22 protein-coding genes, 1 other RNA gene and 1 riboswitch are annotated in these 19,822 nt (G+C 68.0%); of the genes, 13 read left to right on the top strand and 10 right to left on the bottom strand.

All coding sequences use genetic code 11. The features are described 5' to 3' along the window. The 3 genes from G3O00_RS02400 to G3O00_RS02390 all read left to right on the top strand — a co-directional run. Window positions 1-669 (top strand): CobD/CbiB family cobalamin biosynthesis protein (locus G3O00_RS02400; RefSeq protein WP_206141918.1); only part of this gene is annotated, 669 nt, incomplete at its 5' end. Next, window positions 662-1,681, top strand: a complete 1,020-nt coding sequence (gene cobD, locus G3O00_RS02395) for a threonine-phosphate decarboxylase CobD (protein WP_206141917.1) — start codon at window positions 662-664, stop codon at window positions 1,679-1,681. The genes G3O00_RS02400 and cobD, both read left to right, overlap by 8 nt. After that, window positions 1,678-2,592, top strand: a complete 915-nt coding sequence (locus G3O00_RS02390) for a cobalamin-binding protein (RefSeq protein ID WP_206141916.1) — start codon at window positions 1,678-1,680, stop codon at window positions 2,590-2,592. Before cobD ends, G3O00_RS02390 begins: the two co-directional genes overlap by 4 nt. 89 nt (window positions 2,593-2,681) lie before the next feature. Here the strand turns inward: G3O00_RS02390 and cobC are convergent, their stop codons facing one another. From cobC to G3O00_RS02365, 5 genes are read right to left on the bottom strand one after another with little or no spacing between them, the layout of a single operon-like run. Then, window positions 2,682-3,266 (bottom strand): alpha-ribazole phosphatase, encoded by a 585-nt coding sequence (gene cobC, locus G3O00_RS02385; protein WP_206141915.1) that lies wholly within the window; start codon window positions 3,264-3,266, stop codon window positions 2,682-2,684. Then, window positions 3,251-4,027, bottom strand: coding sequence for an adenosylcobinamide-GDP ribazoletransferase (locus tag G3O00_RS02380; RefSeq protein ID WP_206141914.1), 777 nt, complete (start codon window positions 4,025-4,027; stop codon window positions 3,251-3,253). The genes cobC and G3O00_RS02380 overlap by 16 nt, the downstream gene beginning before the upstream one ends. Then, window positions 4,017-5,072: a nicotinate-nucleotide--dimethylbenzimidazole phosphoribosyltransferase gene (gene cobT / locus G3O00_RS02375; RefSeq protein ID WP_206141913.1), complete on the bottom strand. Its 1,056-nt coding sequence runs from the start codon at window positions 5,070-5,072 to the stop codon at window positions 4,017-4,019. Before cobT ends, G3O00_RS02380 begins: the two co-directional genes overlap by 11 nt. A gap of 52 nt (window positions 5,073-5,124) precedes the next feature. Then, window positions 5,125-5,940 carry an ABC transporter ATP-binding protein gene (locus G3O00_RS02370; RefSeq protein ID WP_011352903.1) on the bottom strand — a complete coding sequence of 272 codons (816 nt, stop codon included), beginning with the start codon at window positions 5,938-5,940 and terminating at the stop codon, window positions 5,125-5,127. Then, the gene (locus tag G3O00_RS02365; RefSeq protein ID WP_206141912.1) at window positions 5,937-7,052 is read right to left on the bottom strand and encodes an iron ABC transporter permease; all 1,116 of its coding nucleotides are present in this window, start codon (window positions 7,050-7,052) and stop codon (window positions 5,937-5,939) included. Before G3O00_RS02365 ends, G3O00_RS02370 begins: the two co-directional genes overlap by 4 nt. 41 nt (window positions 7,053-7,093) lie before the next feature. Further along, a riboswitch (cobalamin riboswitch) is annotated at window positions 7,094-7,345 on the bottom strand. 154 nt (window positions 7,346-7,499) lie between these two features. Here G3O00_RS02365 and G3O00_RS02360 point away from each other — a divergent pair. From G3O00_RS02360 to G3O00_RS02340, 5 genes are all read left to right on the top strand, one after another. Continuing rightward, the gene (locus tag G3O00_RS02360; RefSeq protein ID WP_011352905.1) at window positions 7,500-7,850 is read left to right on the top strand and encodes an ATPase; all 351 of its coding nucleotides are present in this window, start codon (window positions 7,500-7,502) and stop codon (window positions 7,848-7,850) included. After that, entirely contained in the window at window positions 7,847-8,161 is a 315-nt protein-coding gene (locus tag G3O00_RS02355) for a cell division protein ZapA (RefSeq protein ID WP_011352906.1), read from the top strand. The genes G3O00_RS02360 and G3O00_RS02355 overlap by 4 nt, the downstream gene beginning before the upstream one ends. Window positions 8,162-8,242: 81 nt before the next feature. After that, window positions 8,243-8,424: non-coding RNA, 6S RNA (gene ssrS, locus G3O00_RS02350), on the top strand. Between the two features lie 71 nt (window positions 8,425-8,495). Next, window positions 8,496-8,957, top strand: a complete 462-nt coding sequence (locus G3O00_RS02345) for an EVE domain-containing protein (protein WP_122946043.1) — start codon at window positions 8,496-8,498, stop codon at window positions 8,955-8,957. A 181-nt stretch (window positions 8,958-9,138) separates the two neighbouring features. Further along, window positions 9,139-9,879 carry an SIMPL domain-containing protein gene (locus G3O00_RS02340; RefSeq protein ID WP_011352908.1) on the top strand — a complete coding sequence of 247 codons (741 nt, stop codon included), beginning with the start codon at window positions 9,139-9,141 and terminating at the stop codon, window positions 9,877-9,879. 111 nt (window positions 9,880-9,990) lie between these two features. Here G3O00_RS02340 and lgt read toward each other — a convergent pair whose 3' ends face one another. After that, window positions 9,991-10,881, bottom strand: coding sequence for a prolipoprotein diacylglyceryl transferase (lgt, locus tag G3O00_RS02335; protein WP_206141911.1), 891 nt, complete (start codon window positions 10,879-10,881; stop codon window positions 9,991-9,993). Window positions 10,882-10,970: 89 nt separating this feature from the next. Further along, window positions 10,971-11,885, bottom strand: a complete 915-nt coding sequence (locus G3O00_RS02330) for a LysR substrate-binding domain-containing protein (protein ID WP_174941590.1) — start codon at window positions 11,883-11,885, stop codon at window positions 10,971-10,973. Between the two features lie 135 nt (window positions 11,886-12,020). Between G3O00_RS02330 and ilvD the strand changes: the two genes are divergently transcribed. Beyond that, window positions 12,021-13,694, top strand: coding sequence for a dihydroxy-acid dehydratase (gene ilvD, locus G3O00_RS02325; RefSeq protein WP_011352911.1), 1,674 nt, complete (start codon window positions 12,021-12,023; stop codon window positions 13,692-13,694). A gap of 126 nt (window positions 13,695-13,820) precedes the next feature. Beyond that, window positions 13,821-14,147 carry a c-type cytochrome gene (locus G3O00_RS02320; RefSeq protein WP_011352912.1) on the top strand — a complete coding sequence of 109 codons (327 nt, stop codon included), beginning with the start codon at window positions 13,821-13,823 and terminating at the stop codon, window positions 14,145-14,147. Window positions 14,148-14,287: 140 nt separating this feature from the next. On the opposite strand, the gene G3O00_RS02315 is transcribed toward G3O00_RS02320, so the two are convergent. From G3O00_RS02315 to G3O00_RS02305, 3 genes are read right to left on the bottom strand one after another with little or no spacing between them, the layout of a single operon-like run. Beyond that, window positions 14,288-15,049 (bottom strand): DUF2486 family protein, encoded by a 762-nt coding sequence (locus G3O00_RS02315; protein ID WP_206141910.1) that lies wholly within the window; start codon window positions 15,047-15,049, stop codon window positions 14,288-14,290. Window positions 15,050-15,074: 25 nt separating this feature from the next. Beyond that, window positions 15,075-15,491, bottom strand: coding sequence for a DNA polymerase III subunit chi (locus G3O00_RS02310; protein WP_011352914.1), 417 nt, complete (start codon window positions 15,489-15,491; stop codon window positions 15,075-15,077). A 34-nt stretch (window positions 15,492-15,525) separates the two neighbouring features. After that, window positions 15,526-17,037 carry a leucyl aminopeptidase gene (locus tag G3O00_RS02305; RefSeq protein WP_011352915.1) on the bottom strand — a complete coding sequence of 504 codons (1,512 nt, stop codon included), beginning with the start codon at window positions 17,035-17,037 and terminating at the stop codon, window positions 15,526-15,528. Window positions 17,038-17,159: 122 nt separating this feature from the next. Between G3O00_RS02305 and lptF the strand changes: the two genes are divergently transcribed. The 3 genes from lptF to G3O00_RS02290 are packed head-to-tail and all read left to right on the top strand — an operon-like array spanning window position 17,160 to window position 19,814. Continuing rightward, on the top strand, window positions 17,160-18,251 hold the full coding sequence (gene lptF / locus G3O00_RS02300; RefSeq protein WP_011352916.1) for an LPS export ABC transporter permease LptF: 1,092 nt from the start codon (window positions 17,160-17,162) through the stop codon (window positions 18,249-18,251). Window positions 18,252-18,254: 3 nt separating this feature from the next. Next, a complete protein-coding gene (lptG, locus tag G3O00_RS02295) occupies window positions 18,255-19,403 on the top strand; it encodes an LPS export ABC transporter permease LptG (RefSeq protein WP_011352917.1) in 1,149 nt (382 codons plus the stop codon). Window positions 19,404-19,430: 27 nt separating this feature from the next. Continuing rightward, entirely contained in the window at window positions 19,431-19,814 is a 384-nt protein-coding gene (locus G3O00_RS02290) for a CbiX/SirB N-terminal domain-containing protein (protein WP_174931666.1), read from the top strand. Window positions 19,815-19,822 lie beyond the last annotated feature (8 nt).

Here is a 19,822-nt window from a genome sequence, read left to right as displayed (position 1 = left end):
TTCGCACTCGGCGCGAAAAGCCTCACCGACCACGTCGCGCCGATCGCGGCGGCCTTGCTGCGGCATGACCTCGGCGCCGCCCGCGCGCTGACCGCGCGCATCGTGTCGCGCGACACGAGCGATGCGGACGAAGGCGCGCTGTCGCGCGCGGCCGTCGAATCCGCGCTCGAGAACGGCAACGACGCGATCTTCGGCGCGCTGTTCTGGTTCGTCGTCGCGGGCGGCCCCGGCGCGCTGCTGTTCCGGCTCGCGAACACGCTCGACGCGATGTGGGGCTACCGCACGCCGCGCTTCCTGACTTTCGGCTGGGCCGCCGCGCGCCTCGACGACGCACTGAACTGGGTGCCCGCGCGCCTCACGGCCGCGAGCTACGCGCTGCTCGGCGACACGGCCGCCGCATGGCGCTGCTGGCGCACGCAGGCGCGCCACTGGGACAGCCCGAACGCGGGCCCGGTGATGGCTGCCGGTGCCGGCAGTTTGAACGTGCAGCTCGGCGGCCCGGCCGTCTATCACGGCGAGATCGAGGACCGTCCCGCGCTCGGCACCGGCGCCGCGGCGACGGCCGTCCACATCGTCGCCGCGCTGTCGCTCGTCACGCGCACGCTTGCCCTGTGGCTCGCGCTGCTGGTCGCAAGCGGCGCACTCGCCATGGCCACCCATCATGTCTGACACCCGCATTGCGCACGGCGGCAACCTGCATGAAGCCGCACGCCGCTACGGCATTCCGTACGACGCATGGCTCGACCTGTCGACCGGCATCAATCCGGTCGGCTATCCGGTCCCGCCCGTCCCGGCCGACGCATGGCGCCGGCTGCCCGACGACGGCGACGGCCTCGCGGCCTGCGCCTCGCAGTACTACCACGCCCCCGATTCCGCACACGTGCTGCCGGTTGCCGGCAGCCAGGCCGCGATCCGTGCGTTGCCCGCGCTGCTGCCGACCGGCGACGCCGGTGTCGCGGCACTCGCGTACGGCGAATACGCGCCGGCCTTCGCGCGCCGCGGCCATCGCGTCGTCGCGCTCGACATCGACGAGGATACGCTGCCTGCGACGCTGCGCCACGTCATCGTCGGGAATCCGAACAATCCGACTGCCGAGTTCGTGCCGGCCGAACGCCTGCTCGGCTGGCACGCGCAACTGGCGGCGCGCGGCGGGACGCTGATCGTCGACGAGGCATTCGCCGATACGGGCGCGACACGGTCGCTCGCGCCGCACGTCGATCGCCCGGGCCTCGTCGTGCTGCGTTCGGTCGGCAAGTTCTTCGGGCTTGCCGGCATCCGCGCAGGCTTCGTGCTCGCGTGCCCTGACCAGATCGTCGCGCTGCGCGACATGCTCGGTGCATGGACGGTGAGCGGCCCCGCGCGCCATGCGGTCGCCGAGGCGTTCGCCGACCGCGCATGGCAGGCCGCCGCCCGCGAACGGCTCGCGGCCGACGGCGAGCGGCTGGCCGCCTTGCTGCGCGCGCACGGCTTCGCGGTTCGCGCGACACCGCTCTTCAGCTGGACCGACGATCCGCGCGCCGCAGCACTGCATGCGGCACTCGCGGCACGCGGAATCTGGACGCGGCACTTCCCGACACCGTCGAGCGTACGCGTCGGTCTGCCGGGCAGCGAAGCCGAATGGCAGCGCCTCGGCGACGCGCTCGCGCACTGCGTGCCGACGCTGCAACGGGAATCCGCATGAATCCGCTCATGGTTCGCCGGCTCGCGCCAGTCGCGTTACTGGCCGCGCTCGCTTACGCGCCACTCGTCCACGCCGATGTCACAACGCGCGACGACGCCGGCAATACGGTCACGCTGCCGGCGCCCGCGCAGCGCGTGATCAGCCTCGCGCCGCACGCGACCGAGCTGGTCTACGCGGCCGGCGGCGGAGCAAAGCTGGTCGGCACCGTCACGTACAGCGACTATCCGCCCGCCGCACAGGCCGTACCGCGCGTCGGCGACAACAAGGCGCTCGATCTCGAGCGGATCGCCGCGCTGAAGCCCGACCTGATTGTCGTCTGGCGGCACGGCAATGCCGAGCGGCAGACCGACGCGCTGCGTGCGCTGCACATCCCGCTGTTCCTCAGCGAACCGAAACATCTCGACGACGTATCGTCGTCGCTGCGCCGGCTCGGCACGCTGCTCGGCACGCAACCGGCTGCCGATGCGGCCGCGGCCGCCTATACGCGCGACATCGCGGCGCTGCGCACGCGTTACGCGGCGCGAGCGCCGGTCACGATGTTCTTCCAGGTCTGGGATCGGCCGCTGATGACGCTCAACGGTGCGCACCTGATCAACGACGTGATCGAGCTGTGCGGCGGGCGCAACGTGTTCGCCTCGCTCAAGCCGCTCGTGCCGACCGTCACCGACGAGGCTGTGCTCGCGGCGAATCCGGAGGCGATCGTGACGACCAGCGCGGGTACGACGCGCTCCGACGAACCGCTGCCGAGCCTGGCGCGCTGGCGCGCGTGGCCCGCACTGACGGCCGTGGCACGCAACAACCTGTTCGCGATCGACGGCGATCTGCTGACGCGGCCATCGCCGCGGATCGCGCAGGGTGCGGCTGCGCTGTGCGAGGACCTCGATGCCGCGCGTGCGCGGCGGCCGCGCTGATTTCCGGCGGCTTACGCGTTCATCGCGTGTCGGATGCCTGAAACGAATCGACCGCACGCTGCGTTGTTCACACGCAGTGACCGGCGCGCCTATTCGTCCCAGTGCACCACTTCCCACGTTTGCGTGGCGGCATCCACGCGCAGCCAGACGACACATCCTGTCGGTACGGGTCGAGACAGCACCGTATCGAGCGGTACGCGCAGAACATGCGATGCGAATGCGCGGATCACGCCCGCATGCGTCACCGCCCACTGCGGGCCATCGAACTGCGCTACCGCATCGGCCCGCCGGGCCACGCGCGCAGCAAACCGCGCAACGCTTTCGCCGCCATGCGCACACGCATGCATCAAGTCGGCTGCCCACGCATCGAGCGCCGCGCGATCGATATCGTCCCAGCGCCGCATTTCCCACGCGCCGAAATCCATCTCCTGCCAGTCCGCGTCGCGCCGCAGCGGCACGTCGCATGCGTGTGCGAGCCGTTCGGCAACCGATGCGCAGCGCGTCAGCGGGCTCGTCCAGACCTGTTCGGGAAGCGGTGCGCAGAGTGCCGACAGATGCGCGCGCACGGCCTGCGCACCGGTGTCGGCCGATGCAGCGAGCGGCACGTCGCTGCGTCCGTAGCAGATGCCCGGCTCGACGCCGACAGCCGGATGACGGATCAGGACGACGTCCATCCGAGCACCACGAGATAGATCGCCAGTTCGCACAGTTGCTGCGTGAAGCCGAGACAGTCGCCCGTATAGCCACCGATCCGCTTCACGAAATAGCGGGCGGCCCACGTGCGCACGAGCACGAGCGCAACGCATGTGGCGACGCCCATGCGCCAGTCGGGCCAGAACAGCCAGGGCAATCCGAATAGCGCCGCGACGCACGCCGCGCGTGCGCCCATCCGTTGCGCGACCGGTTTCGCCTTGCCTTCGGGCCGCACGTAGTTGAGCGTCATCAGCAAGCTCACGGCCACCGCGCGGCTCGCCGCGTGCGCGGCGATCATCGTCCACGCGGCACGCAACGGCAGCATGGACGCCAGCGCCTGCCATTTCACGCCGAGCGAGATCACGAGCGCGACCGCGCCGAACGTGCCGATCCGCGAGTCGTGCATGATGCGCAGCACGTCGTCGCGCGTATAGCCGCCGCCGAACGCATCGCAGCTGTCGGCCAGGCCATCCTCGTGAAAGGCGCCCGTTGCGAGCAGCGTCGCGGCCATCGACAACCCGACCGCGATCGACGACGGCAACACGCGCAGCGCCGCGAGATAGACGAGCGCGCCCCATGCGCCGACACAAGCACCGACGAGCGGGAAATATCGCGCGGCCTGGTCGAGATCGCCGGCTGCGTAGCCGATCGAGCGCGGCACGGGCACGCGTGTGAAATAGCCGAGCGCGACAAAGAAGTAGCGCAGTTCGGCCTGCACGCCGCGCGCGCGATCAGGCGTCACGATTGTCGACGCCGGCGGATTCGAAGCTCGCCATCTCCGTGAGGAACGCGGCCGCCGCACGCACGAGCGGCAGCGCGAGCGCGGCGCCCGTGCCTTCGCCTAGCCGCAGGTCGAGCGCGAGCAGCGGCTTCGCGCCGAAATGCTCGAGCATGCGCCGGTGCCCGGCCTCGTGCGACGTATGCGAGAACACGCAGTAGTCGCGCACGCCGGGCGCGATGCGCTCGGCAACCAGCAGCGCGGCCGTCGCGATGAAGCCGTCGACGAGGATCGTCATCCGCTCGCTCGCGGCCGCGAGATACGCGCCCGTCATCATCGCGATCTCGAAGCCGCCGAACGTCGCGAGCACATCGATCGGCGCAATGGCGTGCGAGTGCTTGACGAGCGCACGGCCGAGCACCGCACGCTTGTGGGCGAGGCCCTGGTCGTCGAGGCCGGTGCCGCGCCCGACGCACGCGTCGATCGGCACGCTGAGCAGGCGGCTCATCAGGCACGCGGCCGACGACGTGTTCGCGATCCCCATCTCGCCGAAGCCGATCACGTTCGTGCCGAGCGACGCGTGCAGGTGCACGCGCGCCGCGCCGGCCGCGAGTGCCGTCATCGCCTCGTCGCGCGTCATCGCCGGCTCCGCCGCGAAGTTGCGCGTCCCGCGCGCGACCGGCAGCGACACCAGCCGGTCGGACAGCGGCAGCGGCGACGCAACACCCGCATCGACGATCTCGAGCGTGCTCTGCGCGACGCCCGAGAACGCGTTGATTGCCGCACCGCCGGCGAGGAAGTTCGCGACCATCTGCGCAGTCACCGCTTGCGGATAAGGACTCACGCCCTCGACGGCAATCCCGTGATCGCCGGCAAACACGATCATCACCGGACGCTGCACGACCGGCCGCTCGGTGTGCTGGATCAGGCCGATCTGCAACGCGATCGCCTCGAGCTGGCCGAGGCTGCCGGGCGGCTTGGTCTTGTGGTCGATCACGTGCTGCAGGCGCTTGCGCAGCACATCGTCGAGCGGCGCGATCGCGGGCGGGAAGTGGGTCGAGGTCGTCATCGAAAAGCCGTGTCGTTGGCGCGGTGTGCGCCGCGCATCGGAAAAGAAAGGGTCATTGTCGCTCGGGCCACGCCGGCAGCAGCGCATCGCGGCCATTCTCGCGGATCAGCACGAGCGGATAACCGAACGCATCGCTCGCGCGCTCGGGCGTCAGCACGTCGTGCACGGGGCCGGCCCACGCATGGCCGCGGCCGTCGAGCAGCAGCGCATGCGTCGCGAAACGCCGCGCGAGATTCAGATCATGGCACGAGAACAGCACCGTGCGCGGGCCCGCGTCGAGCCATGCAGCCAGCGCGGTCAGGCAATCGATCTGGTGATGCAGGTCGAGATGCGCGAGCGGCTCGTCGAGCAGCATCAGCGGCGCATCCTGGCACAGCGTCGCGGCCAGCGCGACGCGCTGGCGCTCGCCGCCCGACAGCGACAGCACGTCGCGCGACGCCAGAGCCGTGAGGTCGAACGTCGCCAGCGCGTCGCGCGCGGCCGCGCGATCGCCGTCACGCTCCCAGCCCCAACCCCCGAGATAGGGAAAACGGTTGAGCAGCACCGTGTCGAATACAGTCGCGCTGAATGCGTCGTGCAGTTGCTGCGGCATCAGCGCGCGGCGCTGCGCGAGTTGCTCGGGCGGCCATGCGGCAAGCGGCCGGCCGTCGATCTCGACGTGTCCGCCGGCCGGCGGCTGCAGCCCCGCGAGTGTCGCGAGCAGCGTCGTCTTGCCCGCGCCGTTCGGCCCGGCGACGCACCAGATTTCGCCGGGCCGAAACACCTGGGTGAAGCCGTCGAGCAGCGTGCGCGCGCCGGCCTTCAGCGTCAGGCCGACGGCCGCGTAGTTCATGTCGCCTGCCGTGGCGTGCAGTGCGGCCCCCGTCATCGCATCGGCCTCCTCAACAACATCCACAGGAACACCGGCACGCCGATCAATGCGGTCATCACGCCGACTGGCAGTTGCGCGGGCGCGATCGCAGTGCGTGCGAGCAGGTCGGCCGCCATCACGCCGCCGCCGCCCGCGAGCATCGCGGCCGGCAGCAGCATCCGCTGGTCGTTGCCGAAGGCGAGCCGCAGCGCATGCGGCACGACGAGGCCGACGAAACCGATCGTGCCGGCCGTCGTCACCGCGGCCGCGGCGGCCAGCGACGCGACGAGATAGATCCGCACGCGCAGACGCGCAACGGGCACGCCGAGCGCGAGCGCGGTCGCATCGCCGCGCAGCAACACGTTCAGTTGCGGCGCGGCCGGCAACGCGACGCATGCGGCCAGCAACAGCGCACCGCACGCGAACCACGGCGTGGTCACGCCGTTCAGGTCGCCGGTCAGCCAGAAGATGATCCCGCGCAATCGTGCATCGGGCGCGAGCGACAACAGCAGCGTGACGAGTGCGCCCCACCCCGCCGCGATCACGACGCCCGTGAGCAGCAGCCGCGGCGACGCATCGCGCGATTCGCCGCGCCACAGCTCGCGGCGCGCAAGACCGAGCACGAGCGCGACCGACACGAGCGAGCCGGCAAACGCCGACGCATCGACGAGCCACCACGCGCCGCCCGCGATCATCGCGACGAGCGCGAAGCCGGCTGCGCCACCCGACACGCCGAGCACGTACGGCTCCGCGAGCGGATTGCGCAACAGCACCTGCAGCAGTGCACCGGCCAGCGCGAGCAGCGCGCCGCATGCGAAGCCCGCGAGCGCGCGCGGCAGGCGCAGCGTGCGGACGATATCGGCGAACAGCGCGTCGCCGCCATGCGGCATGAGCGACGCGAGCGCCTGCCATGGCGACATCGGCACGCTGCCGATCGACAGCGACGCGACGAACAGCAACGCGACCGCTGCAGCCAGCACGGCCCAGATCGCGGTGGCGCGCGCGGCGCTCATGCCGCGTACGGCGCCGCACACGACGTGCGGCGCACCCGCTTGCGGGTGCCGGCCGGTCGTGACTTGAGCGCCGCGCGGACGATTGGGGTCAGCATCGAAGAAGATTCCGTGAAGCATTGCGCGCCCCGCCTCCCCGCAGGCCGCGCGTCATGAAGCCCGTGCGGGCTCCCCGTCTCGGCCGGTATCCGGGCTGGCGGCGGTCCGGCTCGCCTTCCCGCGCGATGACGCGCAGTGGCCCGCGTCCGCATGCAGAACCTGCACATGAAACGCGCCCGAGCCGGCCTGCGTCATCGGACGCGGCCGCTTACCGTTGCGGGGGCAGCGCAGGTTGGCGGGCTTCCGGCGCCCGCGCCCTGCTTCCCGTTTAACCGCGCGTTCCACGCGCGAGCACCGAGGCGGCGCCAGTTTAGGAGCGGGTCGCGCGAGCGTCAAGGAAGCGTCCGGACACGCACAGGCAGCGCTGATTCGCGGCAAGAAGCAGGGGTGTTACGACTGGAAACGTTACAGATGTCGGATTGCGCGTTATTCCGCGCTAAAATGCTGGGTCTTTAGAGGACGCAGCAAATGCTCAACGAACTCGAAACCCTATCTCAAAATATTGGCCGTCTGATTTCGCTGAACAAGCGCTATCACTCGGAACGGCTCGCGCTCGAGGAGCAGGTCGCGCAATTGCGCGCGGATGCGGACGCTGTCCGCGCGGAACTCGCGCAACTGCGCGACGAACGCAATGCACTTGCGGCCGAGCGTGACACGCTGTCGGCAAAGATCGACGACGCCCAGGTGAAACTGAACGCGATTCTCGAAAAGCTGCCGCGCTCGAAAAGTGCGGAGCAAGCCGACAACCAGCTCGACCTGCTGGATGGGCAGGCGCGTGCGGATGGCGATGACGCGGCCAGCCACGGAGAACATGCATGAGCACCAAGCAGATCGAAGTCTCGATTCTCGGTCAGGCCTATCGGCTCGCCTGCTCGGCCGAGACCGAAGCGGCGCTGCTCGAAGCGGTCGCACGTGTCGACGCCGAAATGTCGAAAATCCGCTCGAACAGCTCGGTACGCGGCACCGATCGCATCGCCGTGATGGCGGCGCTGTCGCTCGCGTCCGAATTGCTGCGGCTGCAAACGAGCGTGCGGCACGGTGAAGCATTTCCCGCGGAGGAAATCCGTCGTACAATGCACCAGATGAACGAACAGCTCGGCGCGGTGCTCGCACAGCACGAGACGCAGTAAGGTTTTAATCGATGCGTCGATTCCCCTTGATCTCGGCGATCAACGGTGGTCAAATTGGCGCATCGAATCACAGTTCAGTCAGCTTCCCTGCCTGGTTCGCCAAGGTCATATATTCCTTGAACCAATGCCATGTGCACGGTTGCGGAAATTTGTAGCACGGGCGCGCGCGTCACTCTGTCTGATGTACCCGAAGTGCTGCTAACTGCGACCAATTCTGAACCTCAGGTTCAGGATGCCGGCCTAGCGGCCAAGGCGGGGGCCTATCCAACGGCATCGGGCGAAGCCCGGTGCCGTTTTCTTTTGTAGCAGCCTCTTTCTGCGTCGATCACGATCCATGCAATACTGGCTGATGAAGTCCGAACCGGACGAAGCAAGCATCGACGATCTCGCCAACGCACCGCAGCGCTCGCTGCCGTGGACCGGCGTGCGCAACTATCAGGCGCGCAATTTCATGCGCGACACGATGAAGATCGGCGACGGCGTGCTGTTCTATCACTCGAGCTGCCCCGAGCCGGGCATCGCGGGCCTCGCCGAAGTGTCGTCGACGCCCTACCCCGACCCCACGCAGTTCGATCCGAAAAGCCCCTATTACGACCCGAAGTCGACTCAGGAAGCACCGCGCTGGCTGCTCGTCGACGTGCGCTACGTGAAAAAATCGCCACTCGTGCCGCTTGCGGCGCTGCGCGAACACGACGAACTCGCCGACATGCGCGTGCTCGCACGCGGCAACCGGCTGTCGATCACGCCGGTCACGCGCACCGAATGGCGCTTCATCACCGAAAAGCTGATGAAGTAGGCGCACGCCAAAGGTCAAATCTGGTCAGTACGCACCGCCGCCACGGAACTCGCGGCACTTTCGCGCGGCCTAAGCAACCGCTGTCGGCCGATCAGGCCGGCTGTCGTTTTTTTCGTCGCGCGGTACGCCCGCGTCGTGCACGCGCGATCCGCGTGTACGCCCTCGCACAAGGAGTCCAACAATGACCAAGAAATCCGCACTCGCGCTGTCGCTCGCCCTTGCCGCCGCCGTCCCCGTCGCGCTGACGCTCGCGTCGACCACCGCGCACGCGCAAACCGCGAACCCGCACTTTCCGGAGCCGGCAGGTGTGCTGTCGCTGTCGTCGCAGGCCAGTGCCGACGTGCCGCAGGACATCATCCACATCACGCTGTTCTACGAGCAGCAAGCCAAGGATCCGGGCAGCCTCACCGCGCAGTTGAACCAGCGCGCCGACGCAGCGCTGTCGCAGGCGAAGGGCGTATCGGGCGTCACCGCGCACACGGGCGCATTCTCCGTGTACCCGAGCACCGATCGCGACGGCAAGATCTCCGCATGGCGCGGCCGCACCGAGGTCGCGCTCGAATCGCGCGATTTCGCGGCGGCGTCGAAGCTTGCAGGCCAGTTGTCGAACCTGATGCAGGTCGCGAACGTCGAGTTCTCGCTGTCGCCGGAAGCCCAGCGTGCAGCCGAGCAGAAGCTCACGACCGAAGCGATCAAGTCGTTCCGCGCCCGCGCGGACGAAGCCGCGAAGGCATTCGGCTACGGCAGCTACACGATCCGCGACGTGAACGTCGGCGGCGGCCGCAACGTGCAGCCGTACCCGCGCATGATGGCGATGGCCGCGGCGCCGATGGACAGCGCAAAGATGAGCGCACCGATCGCAGTCGAAGGCGGCAAGGCCACCGTGTCGGTCACCGTCAACGGCTCCGTGCAGATGAAGTAACGCACAGCGCACGGCAGTCCGAAATGAAAAACGCCGGCCCGAGGGCCGGCGTTTTTCATTGACCTGCATGTTGCCGATGCACACGCCGATCGCGCGTGCATCGGCGCCGCATCACGCAGCGGCATTCGCCGCGCGGCGGCGATACGCCCAGACCATCAGCGCGACGCCCGCGAGGATCATCGGCAGCGACAGCCACTGCCCCATCGACAGGCCGAGCGCGAGCAGGCCGAGGAAGTCGTCGGGCTCGCGCGCGAACTCGACCGTGAAGCGCGCGAGGCCATAGCCGATCAGGAACAGCGCGGACACGGCGCCTATCGGCCGCGACTTGCGCGCGAAGAGGAACAGCGCGAAGAACAGCACGATGCCTTCGAGCGCGATTTCATAGAGCTGTGACGGATGGCGCGGCAGCATCTGGTATTGCATGAACACGTCGGCGAGATGCCACTTCTCGACGAGCTCCGGATGCTTCGGCAACCATGCGGCATCGTCGCGCATCGCGCCCGGGAACAGCATCGCCCACGGTGCGGACGGGTCGGTCACGCGGCCCCACAGTTCACCGTTGATGAAGTTGCCGAGCCGCCCGGCCGCGAGCCCGGTCGGCACCATCGGCGCGACGAAATCGGTGACCTGCAGCCAGTGGCGCTTGCGCTGCCACGCGAACAGCATCATCGCAAGCGTCACGCCGAGGAAGCCGCCATGAAACGACATGCCGCCTTCCCACACCTTGAACACGTCGAGCGGATGCGAGAAATAGAAGTCGGCCTTGTAGAACAGCACATAGCCGAGCCGGCCGCCGAGCACGGTGCCGAGCACGCCGTAGAACATCATGTCGTCGATGTCCTTCGCGGTCCAGCCCTGCGCCGCGACGTGCGGCAACTTCAGGCGGATCCGGCCGACGACGATCGCCGCGATGAAGCCGACGAGATACATGAGCCCGTACCAGCGCACGGCCAGCGGCCCGAGATGGATCGCAACGGGGTCGAAATTCGGGTGAATGATCATGGGTTAGCGAAGAAGTTTTCGAATGCGGTACGGCCGTCGCAAACGCGCAGCACCGCGCGTTGGACGGCGCCGGTGCGTCATCGTTCACGTCACGTGGCGAGGCCCTGCGCGCGCACGACGTCGATGAAGCCGGCCAGCACGGGGCTCACGTCGCCGGTGCGCCACACGAGGCCTGTCTCGACGACCGGCGCGTGATCGGCAAGCGGCCGGTAGACCACGCCGGTGCGCCGCAGGTTACGCAGCGATTGCGGCACCAGTGCGACGCCCATGCCGGCCGACACGAGGCTGACGATCGTCTGCATCTGGATCGCCTCCTGGCCGATGTGCGGAGTTTCCCCCGCCGCGCCGTAGCAGCCCGTAATGATGTCATAAAAGCCGGGCGCCAAACGACGCGGAAAGATCACGAGCGGCAACGCGGCTACCTCGGCGAGACGGACGGGCTCGTCTTCCGGCGCGTCGCTCGCCGCCGCCGGCATCGCGACCACCAGCGGCTCGCGCACGACGGGCAGGTAGGACAGCCCGGCCGCGTGGCGCGGCGGCACGGGTGGAATGACGAGCCCCGCGTCGATGCGGCCGGCGACGAGTTCGTCGATCTGCACGTCGCTCGTCGCCTCCGCGAGTTGCAGCCGCACCTGCGGATAGCGCGCGCCGAACGCACGCAGCAGCGCAGGCAGCAGCCCGTAATCGGCGGTCGACACGAACGCGAGCGACAGCGAGCCGGCCTCGCCGCGCGCAAGCCGTCGCGCAAGCGGCGGCAGCGCATCGGCCGATGCAAGCAGCCGGCGCACGTCGGGCAGCAGCGCCGCGCCGACCGCAGTCAGCGCGACCGAGCGCTTGGTGCGCGCGAACAGCGCGACGCCAAGCGCATCCTCCAGCGCACGGATCGCCTGTGACAGCGGCGGCTGTGTCATCGACAGGCGTTCGGCCGCGCGGCCGAAATGTCGCTCGTCGGCGACGGTCACGAAATAGCGCCACTGGCGCAGGTCGGGAGTCGGATCGGCCATGCCTTTTTCATTCAGTAAACGACTTAATACACGACAAATAATATATTGGACATCCCAATCCGGAAACTCCATTCTTGATTGATCCGAACCTGCACGCCGTTCACCGGCGTTGCCCAGACAACGATGGAGTCCCCCATGGCTTACAACCGTCGCTCGAAGCACATCACGCAAGGTGTGGCCCGCTCGCCGAACCGCTCGATGTATTACGCACTCGGCTACCAGAAGGACGATTTCGACAAGCCGATGGTCGGCATCGCGAACGGCCATTCGACGATCACGCCGTGCAATTCCGGCCTGCAGCGCCTGTCGGACGCGGCCGTCGCGGCCGTGAAGGCGGCCGATGCGAACCCGCAGATCTTCGGCACGCCGACGATTTCGGACGGCATGTCGATGGGCACCGAAGGCATGAAGTACTCGCTCGTGTCGCGCGAGGTGATCGCCGACTGCATCGAAACCTGCGTGCAGGGGCAATGGATGGACGGCGTGGTCGTCGTTGGCGGCTGCGACAAGAACATGCCGGGCGGGATGATCGCGCTCGCACGCCTGAACGTGCCGGGCATCTACGTGTACGGCGGCACGATCCGCCCCGGCAACTGGAAAGGCCGGGACCTGACGATCGTGTCGTCGTTCGAGGCGGTCGGCGAATTCACGGCGGGCCGGATGTCGCAGGAGGATTTCGAAGGCGTCGAGCGGAACGCATGCCCGACGTCGGGGTCCTGCGGCGGGATGTACACCGCGAACACGATGAGCTCGTCGTTCGAGGCGCTCGGGATGTCGCTGCTGTACTCGTCGACGATGGCGAACCCCGACCAGGAGAAGGTCGATTCGGCCGCCGAATCGGCACGTGTGCTCGTCGAGGCCGTGAAGCGCGACCTGAAGCCGCGCGACATCATCACGAAGGAGTCGATCGAGAACGCGGTGTCGGTGATCATGGCGACGGGCGGCTCGACCAATGCGGTGCTGCACTACCTCGCGATCGCGCACGCGGCCGAGGTCGACTGGACGATCGAGGACTTCGAGCGCATCCGCAAGCGCGTGCCCGTGATCTGCGACCTGAAGCCGTCGGGGAAGTACGTCGCGACCGACCTGCACCGGGCCGGGGGAATTCCGCAGGTGTTGAAGATCCTGCTCGACGCGGGGCTGCTGCATGGCGACTGCATGACGATCACCGGCCGCACGATTGCCGACGAACTGAAGGACGTGCCGAGCGTGCCGCGCGCGGACCAGGACGTGATCTTCCCGATCGACCGCGCGCTGTACAAGGAAGGCCACCTTGCCATCCTGAAAGGCAATCTCGCGGAAGACGGCGCGGTCGCGAAGATCACCGGCCTGAAGAACCCGGTGATCACGGGCCCGGCACGCGTGTTCGACGACGAGCAGAGTGCGATGGATGCGATTCTCGGCGACCGGATCCGCGCAGGCGACATCCTCGTGCTGCGCTACCTCGGCCCGAAGGGCGGCCCCGGCATGCCGGAAATGCTCGCGCCGACGTCCGCGATCATCGGCAAGGGGCTCGGCGAATCGGTCGGCTTCATCACCGACGGCCGCTTCTCGGGCGGGACCTGGGGGATGGTGGTCGGCCACGTCGCGCCCGAGGCGTTCGTCGGCGGCACGATCGCGCTCGTGCAGGAAGGCGACTCGATCACGATCGACGCGCATCGGCTGCTGCTGCAGCTGAACGTCGACGACGCGGAACTCGCGCGCCGCCGCGCCGCGTGGCAACAGCCGGCGCCGCGCTACACCCGCGGCGTGCTCGCGAAATTCGCCGCGCTCGCCCGCCCGGCGAACCAGGGCGCCGTCACGGGTTGATACGTGCCCGTCAAAAAATGCGACCCCAATAAACATGGCCGCCGGGGGAACGCGCAAAACGCGCTTTCCCTTTGCTTTTATAATGCGCGGACCATGTAGCCGGCCTCCCCGCCGGCGGAGAACCGCATGAAACACTCGATATTGCGCGTCCTGCTCGCCACGCTGCTGATCGGCAGCGCGGCGGCGGCGCGCGCCGACCAGGCCGACGGGCTCGCGCTTGCCCAGCGCAAGAACTGCATGGCCTGCCACGCGATCAGCAAGCCGCTGATGGGCCCGTCGTTCCGCGACATCGCCGGCAAGTATGCGGCGCGCAGTGACGCCGTCGATTACCTCGCTCAGTCGATCGTGAAGGGCAGCGTCGGCGTATGGGGCAGCGTGCCGATGCCCGCCAATACGCAACTGACGAGCAGCGAAGCCCATACGCTCGCGCAATGGGTGCTGTCGGTGCGCTGAACCGGACCGGAGGAATAGCCACCCTGCCGGATTCCGCCGACTGGCGGACATGCCCCGGCTGATCCGTGCAGTGCCTCGCCGGCAGCTTCGCCGGCTTCTACTCGAATCGCACCCCGTTTTTCACCGGGACGTCCGCGTGCTTAGCCGGAATGACCGGCGCGGCGGCGTGCGATCTCTTCGTCGACCGCGTCGCGGACCCAGTCCATCACCTCGGTTTCCAGCGCGAGGGCCACTTCACGCGTGATCTGGCCGACCAGCCAGGCCGAATGCTCATGCAGCGCGTCGCGACAGCGGGCTTCGATCGCGTCGCGCCCTTCCCCCGTCAGATAGTTCGTCAGGCGATTGCGCAGGCGCTCGGCGATGTGCTGGGCATCTTCCGGCGTCAGCCCGGCTGCGGCCTGCGCATCCGGCTGCGGCGCGGCGGCCGGTACGACGGCTTCCGGCAGGTGCGCTTCATGCGCGTGCCCCACCGCCTCGTGTGCCACCGCGGCGAACGCGGGTTGCGGCACATCGTCGTCGGCCAGCGACGACGGCAGCGGCGCACTCATAGCCGCCGAATCTTCGGCGACCACATGCTCGGCGGCGCCGGGTTCGGCCGGCGCATCGGTCTCGCCCATCGCCGCCGCGGCGGCCGTCGCCACGTCGCCCGGCAGTTCGACCGCCGGCACATGCGGCGTCGGCACGGGTTCGACCACGACGGAATCGGGGTCAAGTGCACTTTGTGCGGAATCGACCGGTGCCGCACCTGCGGCGTGCGGCGCGACCACGTCGGTGAGCACCGGAATCGCCGCGCTGGCGGGCGGCTGCGGTGCATCGGGCGCGGGCGTGCGCGCCGGCACCGGCTTGCCCGGCACCAGCACGTCGGTCAGTGTCGGGATCGAAGATGAATCGGCTTCTGTCACGGGAACACTCCGTTGACGGTTGCGGCTAGCTGCCCTGCTTGTAGTTGTTCAGCGCGTAGCCGCGGTCGCGGTAGAACCGGTAGCGGTCGCGGCCCGCGGCCAGCTCGTCCGGCGCGTTGCCGACCACTTCGAGCAGGCGCTCGAAGCGGGCGAACTGCGCGGGCACGGCTGCGCCGAGGTTCAGCAGCACGTGATGATGCGGTGTGCGGTCGAGATCCGCGGCCAGCACGATCGGCGTGCCGGCTGCGTGCTCGCTGTCGACACCGCAATGCGGGATGAAATCGAGTGGCGAGAACGTCCAGAGCCGCTCGTCGAGCGCGCGCAGTCGCGCGGGCTCGGCGAGCACGACGACCGGCTGCCCGGCCAGGTAGGCCTTGCGCAGCAGCCGGCACGCGTACGCGAGCGAATCGCCGACGTTCGAGTGGAAATCGATCCGCGTCATTGCCCGCGCACCCGCAGCGTCGTCAACACCGCCATCACTGGCCGGCGCGGTCGATCAGGAACTGCGCGAGCAGCGGCACCGGACGGCCCGTCGCACCCTTCGCCGCGCCACCCTTCCAGGCGGTGCCCGCGATGTCGAGGTGGGCCCACGGATAGCTCTCTGTGAAGCGCGACAGGAAGCACGCGGCCGTCACGGCGCCGGCCGGGCGCCCGCCGATGTTCGCGAGATCCGCGAAATTCGACTTCAGCTGATCCTGGTACTCGTCGTCGAGCGGCATGCGCCATGCCGGGTCGTTCGCTTCGCGCGACGCGTCGAGCAGTTCGCCCGCGAGCGCGTCGTCCGTCGAGAACAGGCCGCTGTTGTGGCCGCCCAGCGCGATCACGCACGCGCCCGTCAGCGTGGCAACGTCGATCACGGCGGCCGGCTTGAAGCGTTCGGCATACGTGAGCGCGTCGCACAGGATCAGACGGCCTTCGGCGTCGGTGTTCAGCACCTCGATCGTCAGGCCCTTCATGCTGGTGACGATGTCGCCCGGCTTCGTCGCGTTGCCGCCCGGCATGTTCTCGCAGGTCGGCACGATCGCGACGACGTTGATCTTCAGGCCCATCTCGGCGACCGCACGCATCGTGCCGAGCACGGAACCCGCGCCGCACATGTCGTACTTCATCTCGTCCATGCCCTCGCCCGGCTTCAGCGAGATGCCGCCCGTGTCGAACGTGATGCCCTTGCCGACCAGCACGACCGGTGCAGCCTTCGCGGCGGCGCCCTGGTAGTGCAGCACGATGAACTGCGGCGGCTCGACCGACGCGCGCGCGACGGACAGGAACGAGCCCATCTTCAGCGCCTGGATCTGCTTGAGGCCGAGCACTTCCGCCTTCAGGCCCCAATCCTTCGCGATCTTCTTCGCGGTGTTGCCGAGGTAGGTCGGCGTGCAGACGTTGCCCGGCAGGTTGCCGAGGTCGCGGGTGAGATCCATCCCGTTCGCGAGCGCGACGGCCTGCTTGACCGCGACCTTCGCGGCCTTTTCGTCGGACGGATCGACGCTGAACACGACGCGCTTGAGCGTGTGCGACGCCGGTTCCGGCTTGCTCTTCATCTGCGTGAAGCGGTACGTCTCGTTGCGCAGCGCGAGAATCGCGGCGCGCACGCCCCAGTCGGAGCTGCGCTCGTCGACCGGCAGTTGCGCGAGCGTGAACGTGACCTGGACGACCTTGGTCGCCAGCAGCGCGCGCCATGCGGCCGTCACGGCATCGTTATAGGCTTTCTGATTGAAAGCATCCTGCTTGCCGAGGCCGACGAGCAGCACGCGCGACGCGCCGATGCCCGACACTTCGTGCAGGAACAGCGTCTTGCCGCGCTTGCCGTCCATGTCGCCGGCCTTGATCACGCGCGAAATCAGCCCCTTGGTGGCCGTGTCGATGTCGAGCGCCGCGCCCGACAGGGTCTGCGCCTCGAAGATGCCGAGCACGATGCAGTCGGACTTCCCGGTCAGGAACCCCTTCGCCTCGCCTTTGCTCCAATCACAGCCTTTTATGCTAAAGTCCATCGCGCTTGTCCTCGGATAAAATCTGGGCTAAGGATGAAAGCCGCAATTATCCGCTATTTTTCCCGTGGCGGCGCGAGCGCTCCACCACGCGTGCGCAGCCTCCCGCCCACTTCTCATCAAGAATGATCTTCGAACGCTCCCTCCAGCGCGAGCTTGCGTATACGGCTGGCGCCGTGTTCATGGTGCTGCTCACGATCATGCTCACGACGATGATGATCCGCATCGTCGGCTACGCCGCGTCCGGTGAAATCGATCCGCGGGACGTCCTCGTGCTGATCGGCCTCACCGTGATCGGCTACCTCGCCGTGATGCTCGTCGTCACGCTGTTCGTGTCGATCCTGTTCGTGCTGACCCGGTGGTACCGGGACTCCGAAATGGTCGTGTGGCTCGCGTCGGGCGTGAGCCTCACGCGCCTCATCAAGCCGATCGGCGTGTTTGCCACGCCGATCATCCTGCTGATCGCCTTCTTCGCATTCGTCGGCTGGCCGTGGTCGAACCAGCAAAGCAAGATGATCAAGGCACGCTTCCAGCAGCGCGACGAGATCTCGCTGCTCGCGCCGGGCCAGTTCCGCGAGTCGGCCACGAACCACCGCGTGTTCTTCATCGAGAAGATGACGCCCGACCAGAGCAAGGTGCAGAACGTGTTCGTGACCTCGACCGAGAACGGCAAGGTCAACGTGGTCGTGTCGCAGACGGGCCATACGGAAACGCGCGATGGCAGCCGCTTCGTCGTCCTGGAGGACGGCCGCCGCTACGACGGCACGCCCGGCCAGCCGAACTTCAAGATCATGGAGTTCGAGCGCTACGGCGTGAAGATCACGAGCACCCCGGTCACCAACGTGCCGACCACCAACAGCACGCCGACGCCGGACCTGCTGCGCAACCCGACGAACGACAACCTCGCGGAATTCGCGTGGCGCGCGGGGCTGCCGCTGATCGCGATCAACCTGATGGTGCTCGGCATTCCGCTGTCGTACCAGAACCCGCGCCGCAGCCGCACGATCAACCTCGTGATGGCCGTGCTGATCTACCTCACGTACTCGAACCTGCTGAACGTGGTGCAGTCGCAGATCGAACAGGGCAAGATGTCGTTCGGCGTCGGGCTCGTTGGCCTGCATCTGGTCGTCGCGGTGATCGTCGCGTTCATCTTCTGGTTGCGCGTGCGCAATCGTCCGCTGTTTACACGCGCGCTGTTCGGCCGCTCGGGAGCATGATCGATGCGGCTCTATGAAAAGTACTTCGCGCGGCAGATCTACGTCACGTTCGTCTTCATCCTGTTCGCGTTCTCGGGCCTGTTCTTCTTCTTCGACCTGATCAGCGAACTGAACTCGGTCGGGCACGGCAACTACAAGTTCGGCTACGCGGTGTTGCGCGTCGCGCTGCAGACCCCGTCGCGCTTCTACGAAATCATCCCGGTCGCCGCGCTGATCAGCGCGATCTACGTGTTCGCGCAGATGGCCGCGAACTCGGAATTCACGATCTTCCGCGTGTCGGGCCTCGCGACCAACCAGGCGCTGCGCTCGCTCCTGAAGATCGGCGTGCCGCTCGTGATCATCACCTACCTGATCGGCGAATTCGTCGGCCCGTATGCCGACCAGCTGTCCGAACGCGTGCGGCTGCAGGCGCTCGGTGCGTCGGTGTCGTCGAACTTCCAGTCGGGCGTGTGGGTGAAGGACACCCTTGCGGCCCGTGAAAACGGCGAGCAGGTCACGCGCTTCGTCAACGTCGGCAGCCTGTCGCCCGACTCGACGATCAGCAACGTGCGCATCTACGAATTCGATTCGAAATTCCAGCTGCGCAACGTGCGGATCGCGCAGACGGGCCGCTACGAGCCGCCCGGCCACTGGCTGCTGAAGGGCGTCACCGAAACCGAGCTGACGCCGATCAAGCCGATCAGCGGCCAGCCGGCCGACGCGCTGAACCCCGTGTACCGGTCGCAGCAGGTATCGCTGCCCGAATACCGGCTGCGCTCGGACCTGACCCCGCAGATCCTGTCGGTGCTGCTCGTGTCGCCGGAGCGCATGTCGATCATCAACCTGTTCCGCTACATCCAGCACTTGCGCGAAAATCAGCAGGACACGCAGCGCTACGACATCGCGCTGTGGCGCAAGCTGCTGTATCCGTTCGCGGTGTTCGTGATGCTCGTGCTGTCGCTGCCGTTCGCGTACCTGCACACGCGTGCGGGCGTGGTCGGCGTGAAGGTGTTCGGCGGCATCATGCTCGGCATGAGCTTCCAGCTCCTCAATACGCTGTTCTCGCACATCGGCACGCTGAACACGTGGCCCGCGCCGCTCACTGCGGCCACGCCGGGCCTGATCTATCTCGCGCTCGGCCTGTTCGCGCTCAAGTGGGTCGACCGGCACTGAGTGCCGCGTCATGACGGAGGCTTCGACATGAGTTCGCACGGCATCGTCCTGTTCGGCCACGGCGCCCGCGACCCGCGCTGGGCCGAGCCGTTCGAGCGGCTCGCCGCGCGACTGCGCGGCGCCCCCTCCCCCGCTGCACACGTGTCGCTCGCGTTCCTCGAACTGATGACGCCGTCGCTCGGTGACGCGATCGCCGCGCAGGTCGCGGCCGGCTGCTCGCACATCACCGTGGTGCCCGTGTTCTTCGGCCAGGGCGGCCATGTCCGCCGCGACCTGCCGCAGCTCGTCGACGCATGCCGCGCGGCGCATCCCGGTGTCGAGATCCGCTGCGCGACGGCCGTTGGCGAAGACGACGGCGTGCTCGACGCGATCGCGCGCTACTGCATCGACCAGATCGGCGACGGCGCGTAACTCAGGCC

Source organism: Burkholderia sp. Ac-20384 (assembly GCF_017104605.1).
GTDB lineage: Bacteria > Pseudomonadota > Gammaproteobacteria > Burkholderiales > Burkholderiaceae > Burkholderia > Burkholderia lata.
The sequence above is the reverse complement of the archived record's forward strand: the minus strand, read 5'-3'. Positions and strand labels throughout refer to the sequence as shown.

Excerpts from the sequence above, each read along its gene's own strand:
- cobD (WP_206141917.1), top strand. The coding sequence starts at position 662 with ATGTCTGACACCCGCATTGCGCACGGCGGCAACCTGCATGAAGCCGCA.
- G3O00_RS02390 (WP_206141916.1), top strand. The coding sequence starts at position 1,678 with ATGAATCCGCTCATGGTTCGCCGGCTCGCGCCAGTCGCGTTACTGGCC.
- cobC (WP_206141915.1), bottom strand. The coding sequence starts at position 3,266 with ATGGACGTCGTCCTGATCCGTCATCCGGCTGTCGGCGTCGAGCCGGGC.
- cobT (WP_206141913.1), bottom strand. The coding sequence starts at position 5,072 with ATGACGACCTCGACCCACTTCCCGCCCGCGATCGCGCCGCTCGACGAT.
- G3O00_RS02370 (WP_011352903.1), bottom strand. The coding sequence starts at position 5,940 with ATGACGGGGGCCGCACTGCACGCCACGGCAGGCGACATGAACTACGCG.
- G3O00_RS02365 (WP_206141912.1), bottom strand. The coding sequence starts at position 7,052 with ATGCTTCACGGAATCTTCTTCGATGCTGACCCCAATCGTCCGCGCGGC.
- G3O00_RS02360 (WP_011352905.1), top strand. The coding sequence starts at position 7,500 with ATGCTCAACGAACTCGAAACCCTATCTCAAAATATTGGCCGTCTGATT.
- G3O00_RS02355 (WP_011352906.1), top strand. The coding sequence starts at position 7,847 with ATGAGCACCAAGCAGATCGAAGTCTCGATTCTCGGTCAGGCCTATCGG.
- G3O00_RS02345 (WP_122946043.1), top strand. The coding sequence starts at position 8,496 with ATGCAATACTGGCTGATGAAGTCCGAACCGGACGAAGCAAGCATCGAC.
- G3O00_RS02340 (WP_011352908.1), top strand. The coding sequence starts at position 9,139 with ATGACCAAGAAATCCGCACTCGCGCTGTCGCTCGCCCTTGCCGCCGCC.
- lgt (WP_206141911.1), bottom strand. The coding sequence starts at position 10,881 with ATGATCATTCACCCGAATTTCGACCCCGTTGCGATCCATCTCGGGCCG.
- G3O00_RS02330 (WP_174941590.1), bottom strand. The coding sequence starts at position 11,885 with ATGGCCGATCCGACTCCCGACCTGCGCCAGTGGCGCTATTTCGTGACC.
- ilvD (WP_011352911.1), top strand. The coding sequence starts at position 12,021 with ATGGCTTACAACCGTCGCTCGAAGCACATCACGCAAGGTGTGGCCCGC.
- G3O00_RS02320 (WP_011352912.1), top strand. The coding sequence starts at position 13,821 with ATGAAACACTCGATATTGCGCGTCCTGCTCGCCACGCTGCTGATCGGC.
- G3O00_RS02310 (WP_011352914.1), bottom strand. The coding sequence starts at position 15,491 with ATGACGCGGATCGATTTCCACTCGAACGTCGGCGATTCGCTCGCGTAC.
- G3O00_RS02305 (WP_011352915.1), bottom strand. The coding sequence starts at position 17,037 with ATGGACTTTAGCATAAAAGGCTGTGATTGGAGCAAAGGCGAGGCGAAG.
- lptF (WP_011352916.1), top strand. The coding sequence starts at position 17,160 with ATGATCTTCGAACGCTCCCTCCAGCGCGAGCTTGCGTATACGGCTGGC.
- lptG (WP_011352917.1), top strand. The coding sequence starts at position 18,255 with ATGCGGCTCTATGAAAAGTACTTCGCGCGGCAGATCTACGTCACGTTC.
- G3O00_RS02290 (WP_174931666.1), top strand. The coding sequence starts at position 19,431 with ATGAGTTCGCACGGCATCGTCCTGTTCGGCCACGGCGCCCGCGACCCG.